We start from the raw sequence: 14,350 nt of genomic DNA, 5'->3' as shown, positions 1-14,350 counted from the left end.
TCGCCAGATAGACAAACATGTTTGTTTATTGTTGCTCGCGGCTCTAGTGTCGCCGCTCCGGCGTGTCCAGGATCGGGTTCGGGCGCTTCTGGGAGAGGGCGTGATCTGGTTGGCGAGTCGGTTGAAAGTCCTGGGCGCGGTGGTTGTGCTCGTTCTCGGTTTGGGGGCCGGGCCTGCGCGGGCCGCCTCGGCGACGTACTACCTGGCGCTGGGCGACTCGGGGGCCGTGGGTGTGCAGGCGGGGCGGGGGCCGACGGACGAGGGTTACACCGACGACCTGCACGCCGCCCTCAAAGCGCGGCGGCCCGGCCTGCGGCTGGTGAAGCTGGGATGCCCCGGCGAGACGACCACCACCATGCTCCGCGGCGGGATCTGCGCCTACGCCGCCGGTTCCCAGATGAACGCCGCGCTCGACTTCCTCAAGCGGCACCGCGGGCGCGTCCGGTACGTCACCTTGAGCATCGGGGTCAACAACACCGGCTGCCTGCTGGAAGGGGACGTGGCCTGCGGTCTCAAGGGCGTCGGGAGCCTGCTCGGCGAGCTGCCGCGGATCACCGGTGGGCTGCGGGCGGCGGGAGGCGGTACCCCGGTCTACGCCTCGATGACCTACTACGACCCGGGCCTGGCGTCCTGGGTGAAGGGCGACCGGGTCACCGCGATCGCCTCGGTGCCGCTGCTCGACGCGTTCAACGGCGTGCAGCGGGCGGCGGCGCTGGCGAGCGGCTTCAAGGTGGCCGACGTCAGCACCGCCTTCGCCGCGCACGACTTCGCCACCGAGGTCACGGTGGCGCCGTACGGGACCGTCCCGCTGAACGTGGCACGGATCTGCGCCTGGACCTCCCAGTGCACCGCCGGCGACGGGCACGCCAACGCGGCCGGGTACCGGACGATCGCCGGGGCGTTCCTGCGGGCCGTGTCCTGACCCTGCGGTCATTTGCCGCGGGCGCCGTCGATGCGTTCGCGCAGGAGGTCCGCGTGCCCGTTGTGCTGGGCGTACTCCTCGATCATGTGGATGAGCACCCAGCGCAGCGAGACCGTCCCGCGCCAGGCGTCCCGTCCCTCGACGTCGAGGTGGGGCGCGGCGGCCGCGAAGGCGTCGGCGAAGGCGACCTCGTCGCGCCAGGCGTCCCAGGCGGCGGCGATCACGCCGGGGTCCGGGACGGCGCCGTCGAAGTCGCCGTCCGGGTCGTCGGCGGACGAGAAGCGCGGCGGCGCGTCGTGCCCGGCCAGCACCTGCCGGAACCAGCGGCGCTCGACGTCGGCGAGGTGCCGGACGAGCCCGAGCAGCGACAGCGTCGACGGCTCGGCGGCCCGCAGCGCCAGCTCCTCGCCCAGACCGGCGCATTTCAGCTCCAGCGTCGCCCGCTGCGACCCGAGGACGTCGAGGAGCATGCGGCGCTCGTCGCCGACGGCCGGGAAGGCGAACCTGCTGCCGCCGCCGTCGGCCACGAAGAACTCGGCCCTTCTGGACCGCGTGATGTCGCTCACGCCGCCGCCTCGACGCGGCGGCGGGCGAGGGCGTCGGCGGCCTCGGCGGGGGTCCGGCCGAGACGGGACGCGGTGTCGAGCAGGCCGGTGACGGTGTCCTCGATGGCGGCGACGCGCGCCCGCGCCTCGTCGGGGCCGAGGCGGTGCAGCTCCGAGGTGACCGCGTGGATCACCCCGCCCGCGCCGGCGACGTAGTCGGGCACCCACAGGATCCCGCGCCGGTGCAGCAGGTCGGCGACGCCGGGGGCGGTGAGCTGGTTGTTCGCGGGTCCGACGACGGCCCGGCAGCGCAGCCGCGGCACGGTCCGCTCGGACAGGACGCCGCCGAGGGCGGCGGGGACGAGGACGTCGACGTCCGCGCCGAGGATCTCGCCGGGATCGGCCCAGGCGGCGCCGAGCGCTTCGGCCGCCCGCCGCCGGTCGGGGTCGATGTCGGCGACCGTGAGCTCGGCGCCCTCCGCCGCGAGCAGCCCAGCGAGGTGCGCGCCGACGCGGCCGAAGCCGATCAGGCCGAAGCGGCGGCCCGCCAGGCTCCGGGTGCCGTACAGGTGGCGGGTGGCGGCGCGCAGCGCGGCGAGCGTCCCGTCCGCGGTGTGCGGGGACGAGTCGCCGCTGCCGCCCGCCTCGGCGGGGCGGCAGAAGACGTGCGGCGTGATCTCGCCGATCACCGCCATGTCGGCGGGCGACGTGCCGACGTCGGGCCCGCCCGAGTACGCCCCGTCCAGCGCGGCGATCGCGTCGCCGACGTCGTGCAGCGCGTCGCGCCGCCGGGACGCGTCGAGCTCCGTCCCCTCGGGGAGGGCGACGACGGTCTTCCCGCCGCCGCTGGACAGCCCGGCCGCCGCCAACTTCGCGGTCATCGCGGCCGACAGCCGGAGGGCGTCGGCGAGGCCGTCCCGCCAGCCGGGGTACCGCCACATCCGCACGCCGCCGGCGGCCGGGCCGAGCGCCGTCGAGTGGACGGCGATGATCACGGGCAGTCCCGTGCGCGGGCCGGTCCGGATGACCACCTGTTCGTGCTCGAACATCGCTCTCCCTCCGAACGCACACCTTCTTCACAGAGAATCGGGCAACTGGCCGAGCCTGACCAGATGCACCGAACGATTGTTTGAAATCAGTGTTACGTTCCCGGGCATGGACGAACTTGATTCGGAGATCGTGCGGCTTCTCCAGACGGATGCGCGGCAGTCCAACCGGGAGCTCGCCCGCAGGCTCGGGATCGCGCCCTCGACGTGCCTGGAGCGGGTCCGCGCGCTCACCCGCCGGGGCGTGATCCGCGGCTACCACGCCGACATCGACCCGGCCGCGCTCAACCGCCGCGTCCAGGCGCTGGTGTCGATCCAGGTGCGGCCGCTGAGCCGCACCGCGATCGACGCGTTCAAGGAGTTCGCGGGCGGGCTGCCGGAGGTGCTCCGCGTGTTCGTCCTGTCCGGCGACGACGACTTCCTGCTGCACGTCGCCGTCCAGGACCTCGACCACCTGCACGCCTTCCTCGTCGACCGGCTCGCCGGCCGCCGCGAGATCACCGGCTTCCGGTCGTCGATGATCTTCGAGCAGGTCGCCGACCGCACCCCGGCCCGCCTGCCGTCCCCGCCCGCCTGACCCTCCGGGGCTCGGACCTGCGGCCGCGTTCGCGCCGTCCTCGACGCGTTCCTCAGGGCGTGGGGGCGGTGAGGTAGCGCTGGATCGTGGGTCCGAGCCAGTCCACGATCTCCTCCCGGCCGAGCGCCACGCTCGCCGGGAACCGCAGCACGTAGCGGGTCAGCGCGAGCCCCAGGACGGTCGAGGCGCACAGGGCCGCCCGCGCCGGCGCCTGGTCCGGTTCCGGGCCCACCTGGCGGGCCAGCGGGATCAGCTGGTCGCGCACCACGAACTGCATGCGCTCGGCGGCGGCGGGGTCGGTGGCGCCGACCCGCAGCAGCGCGGTGAGCCCCTCGTTCTCCTCCCACAGGGTGAGGAAGTGGCGCACCAGCGTGCGGCCGAGATCCTCGCGGGGTTCGACGGGCAGGCCGGGCAGCCCGGGGTCGATCGAGACGGCCGCCGCGAACAGGGCCGCCTTGTTGCCGTAGTAGCGCATCACCATCGACGGGTCGATCTTCGCGTCGCGCGCGATGGCCCGGATGGTCGCCTTCTCGTAGCCGTCCTCCGCGAACCGCACCCGGGCGGCGGCGAGGATCGCGGCGCGGGTGGCGTCGGAACGCCGTGCGGCCTGCTGGTTCTCCGTGACGCCGGTCATGCCAACAAGTGTAGGCCAACGGCTGTTGACAATCCAAGGCGGCTCGATCTACGTTTGCCAACACACGTTGGCCAACAAGCGTTGGCGGAGTCGCGTGGCACGACGACCGACCGCGAGAGGGAGTACCGAAGATGGCCGAGCTGAAGAGCCTGGACCCGAGCACGCCGATGTTCGCCCAGTTCGCCGAGAAGACCGGACCCATCGTCCTGGCCAACACGTTTCTCGTCCCGAAGGAGAGGACCGAGGCGTTCCTGCCGCTCTTCCGGAGGCAGGCCGAATTCATGAAGGCTCAGCCGGGATTCGTCTCCCTGCAGATGCACAAGGGAACGGCGGACAGCCGACTTCTGATGAACGTCGCGGTCTGGGAGTCGACCGAGGCGCTCGCCGCCGCGTTCGGCAGCCCGGAGTTCCAGCGCATGGCCGCCGAGTTCCCCGACGACATCGTGTCCTACCCGCACATCTTCGAGCAGATCGACGTCTGACACGGCCGCAGTGATCGGAGTCCCTTATGACCGTGGAACTGAACCACACCATCGTCCCCGCCCGTGACCCGGAAGCTTCGGCGCGGTTCCTGGCCGGAATTCTCGGCCTGACCGTCGATCCGCCGCTGGCGCACTTCACGCCGGTCACGCTGGCCAACCAGGTCACCCTCGACTACGACCGGCTGGACGACTTCGAGCCGCACCACTACGCGTTCCTGCTCGGCGAGCAGGAGTTCGACGCCGCCCTCGCCCGCATCCGGCACGGCGGGATCGCCCACTACGGCGATCCCGCATGCCAGGAGATCGGGCAGGTCTATCACGGCAAGCACGTCAAGGGCCGCAGGGGCACCTACTTCCGCGACCCCGACGGGCATCTCATGGAGATCCTCACCCCGGGCGGCGCCGGATCGTAAGGCCGACGGCGCCCCGCCCCGCCTTGCACCGCCCCGCTTCGCACCGCCCCGCTTCGCACCGCCCCCGTTCCGAACGTCGAAGGAGAAGCGCCATGTCGCTGAAGAACGTCAACACCGTCCTGGTCACCGCCTGCGCCCTGTTCGTCCTCTACCTCGGGCTGTCCTTCATCCTGGCCCCGGCCGCGTCCACCCAGGGCGTCGGCCTGCCGAGATGGCCCGCCGGGAACGGGGACGGCTTCCTGGTCATGAAGGGCACCCGCGAGTTCGCGATGGGCCTGGTCATCGGCGTCCTGCTGCTGACGGGCCACCGCCGCGCCCTGGGCTGGGTCCTGCTGATGGAGGCCGTCGCCCCGTTCGGCGACATGATCAACGTGCTGGCCCACCGCGGCTCCACCGCCGCCGCGTTCGGCATCCACGGCCTGACCTCGGCGCTGATCGCGATGACCGGTCTGCTGATCCTCCGCGAGACCCGCAAGGTCGCGGACGGCCGGCGGTCCTCCACGGCGGCGGGCACGGCGTCGGCGTCCGGTTCCTCACCGCTCCGCGCAGCGAACTGATCAGGGTTTCGCCCGGCCTCACCACCGCCCCGGGCAGCAATGTTCGCCTCCGGCTCTCGCCGGAGGCGAACCCTTTCGCTGCGGCGGCGAACCCCCGGGGCCGGACGTCAGCGCTGGCGGGCGGGGCGGACGACGATCTCGTTGACGTCCACGTCCGGCGGCTGCGCCAGGGAGTAGGAGACGGCGGCGGCGATGGCGTCCGGCTCGATGGCGTGCGCGCGGTATTCCCGCATGGCCTCCGCGGCGCCGGGCTCGGTGATGGTGTCGGCGAGTTCGGACGTCACGACGCCGGGCGAGACCGTCGTGACCCGGATCGACGGGTCGGACTCCTGGCGCAGCCCCTCGGTGATCGCCCAGGCGGCGTACTTCGTCCCGGAATAGACGGCGCTGGTGGGAACGACCTGGTGGGCGCCGATGCTCGCGACGGTCACGAAATGCCCCGACCCCTGGGCGGTGAAGACGGGCAGGGCGGCGGCGATGCCGTGCAGCAGGCCGCGGACGTTGACGTCGATCATCCGGTCCCACTCGTCCACGAGCAGGGAGTCGAGCCGCGACAGCGGCATCACCCCGGCGTTGGCGACGAGGACGTCCACGCGGCCGAACCGGTCGCGGGCGCTCTCGACGAAGGAGCGGACGCCGTCGCGGTCCGTCACGTCCACCGGGACGGGGTGCAGGACGCCGGGGGAGCGGGCGGCGAGGTCCCGAAGCCGGCCGGTGCGGCGGGCGCCCGCGACCACGCGGTGCCCCTCGCCGGCGAGGCGGGCGGCGGTGGCCGCGCCGATGCCGCTGCTCGCTCCCGTGACGAGGACGACCTTGGATTCGTGCTGGTCAGTGCTCATGCCGGAAGCGTCGCAGCGCCCGCCGGACGGGACGAGAGGCGCGCTTCTCCCGGGAGGGGCGCACCCACGCGGACGGCCGGGGAGCCGGTGCTGGGATCATTGGCGTGAGCACTGGTGATTCGAGGGGGACGGCGTGGAACTGCTGCACTCGGGGAAGGTCCGGGACGTCTACGCGGACGGGGACGACCTGATCCTCGTCGCGTCGGACAGGGTGAGCGTGTACGACGTCGTCCTGCCGACGCTGATCCCCGACAAGGGGAAGATCCTCACCCAGCTGTCGCTGTGGTGGTTCGAGCAGCTCGCCGACGTGGTGCCGAACCACGTGATCTCGGCGACCCAGGTGCCGGACGAGTGGGCGGGCCGGGCGATCCGGTGCCGGCGGCTGACGATGCTGCCCGTCGAGTGGATCGCGCGCGGCTACCTCGCCGGGCTCGGCCTGAAGGAGTACGAGAAGGGCGGCACCGTCTCCGGGATCGCCCTGCCGGACGGGCTCGTCGAGGCGTCGAAGCTGCCCGAGCCGATCTTCACGCCGACCACGAAGGCGTCAGAGGGGCACGACGAGTTCATCACCTACGACGACGTCGTGGCCGAGATCGGCGCGGACACCGCCGCGCGGCTGAAGGACGTGACGCTGGACGTCTACAAGCGGGGCGCCGAGATCGCGGCGGAGCGCGGCATCATCATCGCGGACACGAAGCTGGAGTTCGGGCGCGCCGCCGACGGCACGCTCGTCCTCGCAGACGAGGTGCTGACGTCCGACTCGTCGCGGTTCTGGCCCGCGGACGAGTGGGAGCCGGGGCGACCGCAGCGCTCCTACGACAAGCAGTACGTCCGCGACTGGAGCAGCACGCTGGACTGGGACCGCACGCCGCCCGGCCCGGCCATCCCGCAGGACGTCGTGGACGCCACCCGCGCCCGCTACATCGAGGTCTACGAGCGCCTGACCGGCCGCCCCTGGCGTTCCTGAGGGGCGGCCGTCCCGAGGCGCGGTCCCGAGGCGGCGGCTCAGAGCAGCGCCAGCAGGTGTTCGGCCTGGTGGGCGAGGGTGCCGGGCGGGTTGCGCGGACGGTCCGGGTCGTCGGACAGCAGGGCGAGAAGCCAGAAGACCGCCAGCAGGCGCCGGCACTCGGGCAGCCGCGCGCGCTCGGACGGGGACAGCTCGAACCGGTCGAGCAGGTCACCGGGCGCCAGGACGTGCTTCGCGGAGACGTGCTCGGCGACCTCGGCGAGCTCGTAGGCGCGGTCGCCGCGTCCGGAGAACTCGAAGTCGACGAGCCGGGCGCGCGACCCGTCCCACAGGACGTTGGCGAGGTTGCCGTCGCCGGTGCCGAAGACGGGCGGCGGTTCGGCGGCGAACACGGTGTCGAGGTGCGGGCGGCCGAGCCAGCCGCGGGCCCCGTCGAGGGCGGCGGCGGTCGCCGCGTCCGGGGGCGGCGGCACCCGCTGTGACCAGGCGCGGAGGTTCGTCAACGCGTCCAGGGGATGGAGGAGCCGCGGCGGCAGGGCGGCGAGGTCCGCCGCGGGGATCGCGTTCTGGCAGGCGGACATCGCCTCGACGAGCCCCGTGAGCTGCGCGTCCGAGAGCGGCGCCGAGAGGGGCTCGCCGGGGAGCCGGGACATGGTGACGCTGGGCGGTGTCTCCGCCGGGGCGTAGCGCAGGGGCTCGGGCGCGAGCGCGGGCGCGTGCTCGGCGAGCAGGGTCAGCGCCCGCCATTCGCGTTCCGGTTGCCCCAGGTCCCACGACCGGTACCGCTTGGTGACGGTCGCCGCGCCCAGTTCGACGACGTGGGTGGTCGGCACGGAGCGGGTGGTCGGCGTGAAGCGGGCGGGAGGCATGGCGGGGAGCGTACCGGCGGGAGTGAACGCGGGGCGGGTGCGGAGACGTACTGGGCGGTGACGGGCTGCTTCCGGAACGAGGGGGGCCGTCTGCGTGGGCGTCGAGGACGTGCTCGGAACCGCCGGCCGCGTCGCCGGCCATGGCCGGTACGGGGGAGGCGGTGGTGTGGACGGGAAAGGGCTCGTGGTGCTCGGCACGGTCACGCTGCCCGGGGTCGGCAGGTCGGTGGGGTGCGCGCGGGCGTTCGTCCGGGGCCTCCTGGCGGACCTGCCGGGACGGGACGACGTGGTGATGGCCGCCAGCGAGACCGTCGCGAACGCGGTGACGCACACGGCGTCGGGCCTGGAGGGCGGGCTCGTGACGGTGACCGTCGCGGCCGCGCCGGGGGCGGTGCTGCTGGAGGTCACCGACGACGGGGCGGCGGGCACGCGGCCCTATGTGAAGGACGACCCCGGCGCGGAGACGGGCCGGGGTATGCGGATCGTCCAGGGACTCGCCGCGCGGTGGGGATACCGCGCCGACGGGACGCTGACCGTGGTGTGGGCGGAGTTCCCGGCCCCGGACGCGTGGGTCCGGGGCCGGGGTGCCGTCAGCGGCCCCGGTTGAACTGCCGGGTGGGCATCCGGCCGGTGTCGCGGCGGTTGTTCGCGAACGTCGCCGACCTGAAGTCGGTCTTGTTCTTCTTGAGCTTCTTCTTCGTGGGGAACGGAATGTTTTCAAGGTTGTTGGAGCGCATGAAGAAACCACCTCCGGGCAGGTCGGATCGCAGCCGTGAAAGGGTGAGGGAAATGGCCGGAGGCATGGCGAAGACGCTGGTCACGCGGGTACGCGTCGACCAGTGAGAATGTTCGCGGAATGTCGCCTTCGGCGCGGAGGACGGGAGCGGGCCCGGCGGGAATGCGGGCGGCTCGACCGTGCGGATATCAAAGCTCCATGCCGATGATCATGTCTGAGGCCGGGTACCGGTGTCAATCCCTTTTTTCCGATGGGAGCATGACGCGATCTGTGGGGCACGTGTCGTTGACGCCATGACGGCCGGGCCGCAGCCTGGAGCCATGCGCGTCGCGTTCGTGATCTATGACGGGTTCCAGGGGCTGGATCTCACCGGTCCGTTCGAGGTCCTGCAGGCGACCGGGCGGTACGAGTGCCTGGTCGTGGGGCCGCGGGCGGGACCGGTGACGTCCAGCAGCGGGCTGCCCGTCGTCGCCTCCCGCGGCATCGGCGATCTCCCGCCGGAGGGGTTCGACACGGTGCTGGTGGCGGGCGGGGCCGGCGTCGACCGCGCCCGCGAGGACCCGGCGCTGGTCCGCTGGGTGACGGACGCGGCGCGGGACGCCCGGCGGGTCGCGGCCGTGTGCAGCGGGGTCATCCTGCTCGCCGAGGCCGGCCTGCTCGACGGGCGGCGCGTCACGAGCCACTGGGGCCGCGAGGCGCAGCTCAGGGCCGAGTACCCGGCGCTGCGCGTCGACTGCGACCCGATCTTCGTCCGGGACGGGCGGATCTGGACGTCCGCGGGCGTCACCGCGGGCATGGACCTCGCGCTCGCGCTCGTCGAGGACGACCACGGGCGGGAGGCCGCGCACGCGGTCGCCCGGGAGCTGGTGATGTTCCTGCGGCGGCCGGGCAGCCAGTCGCAGTTCAGCGTGCCGCTGTGGTCGGCGCAGCCGGCGTCCGACCCGATCCGGGTGGCGGTGACGGCCGTGCAGACCGATCCGGGCGCCCGGCACAGCATCGCCGACCTGGCCGAATGCTCGGGGCTGAGCCCGCGGCACCTGCAGCGCCGGTTCACCGCCGAGATGGGGGTGCCGCCATCGGTGTACGTGGAGCGGGTGCGGATCGAGGCTGCGCGGCGGGCGCTGGCCGAGGGCGACGAGCCGGTGGAGACGCTGGCGCGGCGGCTCGGGTTCGGCACGGGTGAGACGCTGCGGCGCGCGTTCCACCGGCGGGTCGGCGTGGCGCCGTCCGACTACCGGGACCGATTCCGAGGGACGAAGGAGTACGCATGACGACCTACGGGCTGCTGGTGTTCGAGGACGCCGAGGAACTGGACTTCGTGGGGCCGTGGGAGGTGTTCACGGCGTCGGCCGCGCAGCGCGACAAGGGCGACAGGGCGGTCCTGGTCGCGGAGCGGCCCGGGCCGGTGCGCTGCGCGAAGGGCATGAGGGTCGTGCCGGACTGCACGTTCGACGACCATCCGGAGCTGGACGTCCTGCTGGTGCCGGGCGGCAGGGGCGCCCGCGTGACGCAGATCGGCAACGCGGCGCTGACGGGCTGGATCGCGAAGACCGCCGAGCGGGCCGACTGGGTGGCGAGCGTGTGCACCGGCTCGTTCCTCCTGCACGAGGCGGGTGTCGCGAGGGGACGCCGGGTCGCGACGCACTGGGCGTCCGAGGACAAGCTGGAGGCGCGCGGTGACGTGACGGTCGTCCGGGACGCGCGCTACGTCGTGGACGGCGACCTGGTCACGAGCCAAGGCGTGTCGGCCGGTATCGACATGGCGTTGTGGCTGATCGGCCGCATCCATGGGCGCGACCACGCGCGCACGGTGCGCCGCTACATCCAGTACGAGCCGGCCCCGCCGTACATGGCCGACGAGCCGCTCTAGGGCTGCTCCGGGGCCGCTCCAAGGCTGCTCCAGGGCTGCTCCGGGCGCGGCGCCGGTCCCGAATCGGGACCGAACATTCCGCCATACCGGTGATGATCTTCGCTTATCGGCATAATCACGCGAATGGCGATGGCGCTTCCGGTGCGGATCCGTGGTGACGGCGTGCGCGTCGCGGTCGAGACCGACCCCGCGCACGCCCCGCTGCGCGACTTCCTGCTCAACGACCTGGGCGAGGACGTCGCCGCGATCCTCCGCGCCAAGGGCCGGCTGAGCGCCGGGCCGGCCGGACCCGGCGGGCCCCACCCCTGGCAGGAGCTGTACCGCTTCCACCGGCTCGACTACGACGGCGCGGTCGTGCACCTGCGCGACGTCGGCGGCTGGTCGTCCTGCGACCTCGACCCGGGCGTCCTGCTGCGCTGCCTGGAGGAGTACCTGGAGCAGGTCGGGGCGGTGCGGCACCGGCAGATGCTCGAAGGCGTGCTCCAGTCCGGCACGGAGCGGTTCGTCCCGGACCGGGAGCTGCCCGTCGCGTTCCGCGTCGACGGGCCAGGCGAGGTCGCGTGCCTCCCGGCGCCGGGCAACGAGCCCCTCGCCGGGCTGCTCGGCGACGCCGAGTTCGTCCTCGGGCTGGACTGGATGCTCGCCGAGCTCGGCCGTCCGGGCGCCGCCGTGACCTGGCCGGGACGGGTGTTCCGGGTCGGCGTCGCGGACGGCCTCGCCACCATCGAGGGCGAGGGCGGCGCCTACCTGTGCCTGGACGGCGAGACGTTCCGGCAGGTCGTCGCGGTGTTCCGGCAGGCGCACGCGGACTCGCACCGGGCGCACCGCGCCGCCGCGCCCGGCCGCGACGAGCCCGTGGCGGCGGTGCTCGCGCTCGGCGGGACGTCCCGCCGGACGCGCGGCTGGGCGCTGGTCCGGACGCCCCGCGCCACGCTGGAGGACGTCGCCGGCCTCACCCCGCACCCCGACGCCTGCCTCCCGCACGGCGTCCTCGGCACCGGCTCGGGCGCGTGCTGGGCCGACCTCGCCGTGCTGGACGAGGCGGGCGGGCGGCTGCGCGGCGGCACCAAGACCTTCATGCCGCGCGGCATCGACGCGGACCGGCTGGTCCCGGACCTGCGGGACGCGCTGACCCGCGCCCGGTTCCTCGCGTCCGTGCCGGGCGCGTGGGCGTCGTTCGTCGCGGGCGTCCCCGTGCACGGCTACGTCGACCCGGACGCGGTGGTGCGGCTGCCGTGCGCGCCGGTGGAGGCGGAGGGCGTCGCGCAGCACGTCCGGGTGTTCTTCCCCGAACTGGTCGAATCGGGCGTGGACCTGGAGGGGGCGGCCTCGCGCGCCGCCGGGACCGCCCGCGCGGTGAGCGGCGCGCCGCACGTCCTGACGGCGTTCCTCCTGCACGACGTGCAGTGCCACCGGCACCACCTCGACGTCGTCCGCGCGGCGCGTCCCGGCTGGGAGCACACGGGGAACGCCTGCCACCTGCGGCTGGACGTCCGGACGGTCCGGCTGGAGCACCTCTGGCTGGACGGCCACGCCTGCGAGCTGCCGACCGGCGAGTTCGCGCGCGTCCTGGAAGAGTACGAACGCCTCGCCGCCCTCTGACCCCGCCCCCACGGGGGGCATGGGACGGTGAGGGTTCCCCTTCCTCGGAGGTTGCGCATGTCGTTGGCGGGCCGGCTGGCCGACCGTCTCCTCGGGCCGCCCGGGGCCGATGCCGTGGCGGTGGACGTCGGCATCGCCCGCGACCTGCGGGTTCCCATGCCGGACGGCGTGGTGCTGGTCGCCGATCTGTACCGTCCGCGCGGCGCGGGGCCGCTGCCCGCCGTGCTCGTCCGGACCCCGTACGGCAAGCGGCAGGCGCTCGTCCGGCTGTTCGCCGGGGTCCTCGCGCGGCGCGGCTTCCAGGTCGTCATACAGAATGTACGTGGGATACACGGGTCGGGCGGCGAGTTCCACGCGTTCCACGACGAGCGGGACGACGGCCTCGCGACGCTGGCGTGGGTGCGGGCCCAGCCGTGGTGCGACGGGCGCGTCGCGACCGCCGGCGCGAGCTACCTCGGCTACACGCAATGGGCGATCGCACCGTACGCCGACCCGCCCCTGGAGGCGATGGGGCTCGGCATCACCGCGTCCGAGTTCGTCAGCTCGTTCTACCCGGGCGGCGCGCTCGCCCTGCACAACACGCTGGTGTGGTCGTCGCTGATGGGGACGCGCGACGCTCGGAAGCGCCCGCTGCACAACCGGCGCGTCAGGCACGCCATGCGGCACCTCCCGGTCGGCGAGTCCGACATCGCCGCGATAGGGCGGGCCGAGTCGTTCCTACGCGAGGTCACCGGCAACGCCGAGAACGTCGCGTTCTGGCGGGAGACCGACCACAGCGCGGGCGTCGCCGCGACCACCTCGCCCGCGAGCATGGTGACGGGCTGGTGGGACCTGTTCCTGCGCGGCCAGCTCCGCGACTTCGCCGCCCTGCACGCCGCCGGACGGCAGGTCCGCATCACCATCGGCCCCTGGGGACACGACGCCAGGGCGCTGCGCGCCGTCCTCGCCGACCAGGTCTCCTGGCTGAACGCGCACCTCCACGGCGACGCGGCGGAACTGCGGCGCGCACCCGTCCGGCTCTACCTGCAGAAGGCCGGCCGCTGGCTCGACTTCCAGCAGTGGCCCCCGCCGGAGACCACGCCGACGCCGCTGTACCTCTCCCACGGCCTGACCTGGGACGAGCCGTCCGGCCCGCTCGACCCGGCGGCGTTCACCTACGACCCGCTCGACCCGACGCCGTCCACCGGCGGGCCGCTGCTGTCGCCCGGACGGGGCGGGCAGCGCGACAACGGGCGGATCGAGGCGCGCGGCGACGTCGCCGTGCTGACCGGCGCCCGCCTCGACCGCCGCCTCGACCTGATCGGCCCGGTGTCGGCGGCGTTCCACGTCCGGACGGACACCGGGCACGCCGACCTGTTCGTCCGGCTCTGCGACGTCGGCCCGGACGGCGCCTCCCGCAACGTCACCGACGGCATGCTCCGCATCGACGCCGCGCCGGGCGAGACCGTCCGGGCGGAGATCGAGATGCACCCGACCGGCTACCGGTTCCGGCGCGGGCACCGGCTGCGCGTCATGCTCGCGGGCGGCGCGTTCCCGCGCTTCGCCCGCAACCACGGACGCGGCGAGCCCGCCGGGCGGGCCGTCGCGTCGCGCCGCGTCCGGATCGAGGTGCTGCGCGGCGCGGACCACCCGTCGGCGCTCCACCTGCCCGTCTGGGCACCCTGACCCCGCCCGGCCCGGCCTGCTCCGCCCGGCTCACTCCGCCTCGGCGGCGGCGCGCAGCGCCTCGTACTCCTTGAGGACCTTCTTGCGCGCGCGGGCCGACAGGCGGTCGATGTAGACCTTGCCTTCGAGATGGTCGGTCTCGTGCTGCAGGCAGCGCGCGAGCAGGCCCGTCCCCTCGACCGTCACAGGGTTCCCCTTGACGTCGAAGCCGCGCACGGTGGCGCGGTCGGGACGGGCGACGCGCGCGTGCGGCCCCGGCACCGACAGGCACCCCTCCTCGTCGTCGTCGAGCCGACGGTCCGCGAGGTCCGGCAGCTCCAGCACCGGGTTCACGACCGTCCCCTTGTGCCGCTCGCCGTCCTCGTCCGGGCAGTCGTAGACGAAGATCCGCAGGTCGACGCCGATCTGGTTGCCGGCGAGGCCCACGCCCTCCGCCGCGTACATGCTGGCGAACATGTCGTCGGCCAGTTCCGCCAGCGCCGCGTCGAACTCCTGCACCGGCCGGCACGCCCGGTGCAGGACCGGCGTCCCGACCAGCGTGATCGGCCGCACCCGTCCCGCCATCCGATCTCCCTTCGCGCTCGGTGACCATCCTGTCCCATCCTCCCCGCGCCCCGCGCGGCGGG

At 73.7% G+C, this 14,350-nt stretch carries 18 protein-coding genes; 11 read left to right on the top strand and 7 right to left on the bottom strand.

The features are described 5' to 3' along the window. Nucleotides 1-160 precede the first annotated feature (160 nt). Nucleotides 161-922, top strand: a complete 762-nt coding sequence (locus amrb99_RS11690; RefSeq protein WP_241755464.1) for an SGNH/GDSL hydrolase family protein — start codon at nucleotides 161-163, stop codon at nucleotides 920-922. 8 nt (nucleotides 923-930) lie between these two features. Here the strand turns inward: amrb99_RS11690 and amrb99_RS11685 are convergent, their stop codons facing one another. Together amrb99_RS11685 and amrb99_RS11680 are read right to left on the bottom strand one after the other, a co-directional pair. Continuing rightward, nucleotides 931-1,488 carry a DinB family protein gene (locus amrb99_RS11685; RefSeq protein WP_347256636.1) on the bottom strand — a complete coding sequence of 186 codons (558 nt, stop codon included), beginning with the start codon at nucleotides 1,486-1,488 and terminating at the stop codon, nucleotides 931-933. Continuing rightward, the gene (locus amrb99_RS11680; protein WP_190855834.1) at nucleotides 1,485-2,516 is read right to left on the bottom strand and encodes a Glu/Leu/Phe/Val dehydrogenase family protein; all 1,032 of its coding nucleotides are present in this window, start codon (nucleotides 2,514-2,516) and stop codon (nucleotides 1,485-1,487) included. The genes amrb99_RS11685 and amrb99_RS11680 overlap by 4 nt, the downstream gene beginning before the upstream one ends. 106 nt (nucleotides 2,517-2,622) lie before the next feature. Here amrb99_RS11680 and amrb99_RS11675 point away from each other — a divergent pair, with 106 nt between their 5' ends. Further along, a complete protein-coding gene (locus amrb99_RS11675; protein ID WP_190855830.1) occupies nucleotides 2,623-3,090 on the top strand; it encodes an Lrp/AsnC family transcriptional regulator in 468 nt (155 codons plus the stop codon). A gap of 52 nt (nucleotides 3,091-3,142) precedes the next feature. Here amrb99_RS11675 and amrb99_RS11670 read toward each other — a convergent pair whose 3' ends face one another. Then, nucleotides 3,143-3,724 carry a TetR family transcriptional regulator gene (locus amrb99_RS11670; RefSeq protein ID WP_190855827.1) on the bottom strand — a complete coding sequence of 194 codons (582 nt, stop codon included), beginning with the start codon at nucleotides 3,722-3,724 and terminating at the stop codon, nucleotides 3,143-3,145. A 131-nt stretch (nucleotides 3,725-3,855) separates the two neighbouring features. Here amrb99_RS11670 and amrb99_RS11665 point away from each other — a divergent pair, with 131 nt between their 5' ends. From amrb99_RS11665 to amrb99_RS11655, 3 genes are all read left to right on the top strand, one after another. After that, the gene (locus amrb99_RS11665) at nucleotides 3,856-4,206 is read left to right on the top strand and encodes an antibiotic biosynthesis monooxygenase family protein (RefSeq protein ID WP_190855824.1); all 351 of its coding nucleotides are present in this window, start codon (nucleotides 3,856-3,858) and stop codon (nucleotides 4,204-4,206) included. Between the two features lie 26 nt (nucleotides 4,207-4,232). Next, entirely contained in the window at nucleotides 4,233-4,619 is a 387-nt protein-coding gene (locus amrb99_RS11660; protein ID WP_190855821.1) for a VOC family protein, read from the top strand. Nucleotides 4,620-4,711: 92 nt separating this feature from the next. Then, nucleotides 4,712-5,176 (top strand): DUF4267 domain-containing protein, encoded by a 465-nt coding sequence (locus amrb99_RS11655; RefSeq protein ID WP_190855818.1) that lies wholly within the window; start codon nucleotides 4,712-4,714, stop codon nucleotides 5,174-5,176. A 107-nt stretch (nucleotides 5,177-5,283) separates the two neighbouring features. Here amrb99_RS11655 and amrb99_RS11650 read toward each other — a convergent pair whose 3' ends face one another. Next, a complete protein-coding gene (locus amrb99_RS11650; protein ID WP_190855816.1) occupies nucleotides 5,284-6,015 on the bottom strand; it encodes an SDR family oxidoreductase in 732 nt (243 codons plus the stop codon). Between the two features lie 133 nt (nucleotides 6,016-6,148). Between amrb99_RS11650 and amrb99_RS11645 the strand changes: the two genes are divergently transcribed. Continuing rightward, nucleotides 6,149-6,982 carry a phosphoribosylaminoimidazolesuccinocarboxamide synthase gene (locus amrb99_RS11645; RefSeq protein ID WP_190855813.1) on the top strand — a complete coding sequence of 278 codons (834 nt, stop codon included), beginning with the start codon at nucleotides 6,149-6,151 and terminating at the stop codon, nucleotides 6,980-6,982. A 38-nt stretch (nucleotides 6,983-7,020) separates the two neighbouring features. Here the strand turns inward: amrb99_RS11645 and amrb99_RS11640 are convergent, their stop codons facing one another. Further along, entirely contained in the window at nucleotides 7,021-7,851 is an 831-nt protein-coding gene (locus amrb99_RS11640; protein ID WP_190855810.1) for an aminoglycoside phosphotransferase family protein, read from the bottom strand. A 94-nt stretch (nucleotides 7,852-7,945) separates the two neighbouring features. On the opposite strand from amrb99_RS11640, the gene amrb99_RS50945 reads away from it, so the two are divergent. Further along, nucleotides 7,946-8,458 (top strand): ATP-binding protein, encoded by a 513-nt coding sequence (locus amrb99_RS50945; protein ID WP_190855807.1) that lies wholly within the window; start codon nucleotides 7,946-7,948, stop codon nucleotides 8,456-8,458. Here the strand turns inward: amrb99_RS50945 and amrb99_RS11630 are convergent. Beyond that, nucleotides 8,442-8,672 (bottom strand): hypothetical protein, encoded by a 231-nt coding sequence (locus amrb99_RS11630; RefSeq protein ID WP_190855804.1) that lies wholly within the window; start codon nucleotides 8,670-8,672, stop codon nucleotides 8,442-8,444. The two genes, amrb99_RS50945 and amrb99_RS11630, sit on opposite strands and share 17 nt — an antisense overlap. Before the next feature lie 235 nt (nucleotides 8,673-8,907). Here amrb99_RS11630 and amrb99_RS11625 point away from each other — a divergent pair, with 235 nt between their 5' ends. The 4 genes from amrb99_RS11625 to amrb99_RS11610 all read left to right on the top strand — a co-directional run bounded on the left by amrb99_RS11625 (nucleotide 8,908) and on the right by amrb99_RS11610 (nucleotide 13,724). Then, nucleotides 8,908-9,858 carry a DJ-1/PfpI family protein gene (locus amrb99_RS11625; RefSeq protein ID WP_190855802.1) on the top strand — a complete coding sequence of 317 codons (951 nt, stop codon included), beginning with the start codon at nucleotides 8,908-8,910 and terminating at the stop codon, nucleotides 9,856-9,858. Then, nucleotides 9,855-10,457, top strand: a complete 603-nt coding sequence (locus amrb99_RS11620; protein WP_190855799.1) for a DJ-1/PfpI family protein — start codon at nucleotides 9,855-9,857, stop codon at nucleotides 10,455-10,457. Before amrb99_RS11625 ends, amrb99_RS11620 begins: the two co-directional genes overlap by 4 nt. Nucleotides 10,458-10,580: 123 nt before the next feature. After that, nucleotides 10,581-12,059, top strand: a complete 1,479-nt coding sequence (locus tag amrb99_RS11615; protein WP_190855796.1) for a hypothetical protein — start codon at nucleotides 10,581-10,583, stop codon at nucleotides 12,057-12,059. Between the two features lie 57 nt (nucleotides 12,060-12,116). Next, entirely contained in the window at nucleotides 12,117-13,724 is a 1,608-nt protein-coding gene (locus amrb99_RS11610) for a CocE/NonD family hydrolase (RefSeq protein ID WP_190855794.1), read from the top strand. Nucleotides 13,725-13,754: 30 nt separating this feature from the next. Here the strand turns inward: amrb99_RS11610 and def are convergent, their stop codons facing one another. Then, nucleotides 13,755-14,288, bottom strand: coding sequence for a peptide deformylase (gene def / locus amrb99_RS11605; protein ID WP_190855792.1), 534 nt, complete (start codon nucleotides 14,286-14,288; stop codon nucleotides 13,755-13,757). Nucleotides 14,289-14,350: the final 62 nt, after the last annotated feature.

The organism is Actinomadura sp. RB99 (genome assembly GCF_014706005.1).
Taxonomy (GTDB): domain Bacteria; phylum Actinomycetota; class Actinomycetes; order Streptosporangiales; family Streptosporangiaceae; genus Spirillospora.
Note: the sequence above shows the minus strand (reverse complement) of the source record. Positions and strands in the feature narration are given on the sequence as shown.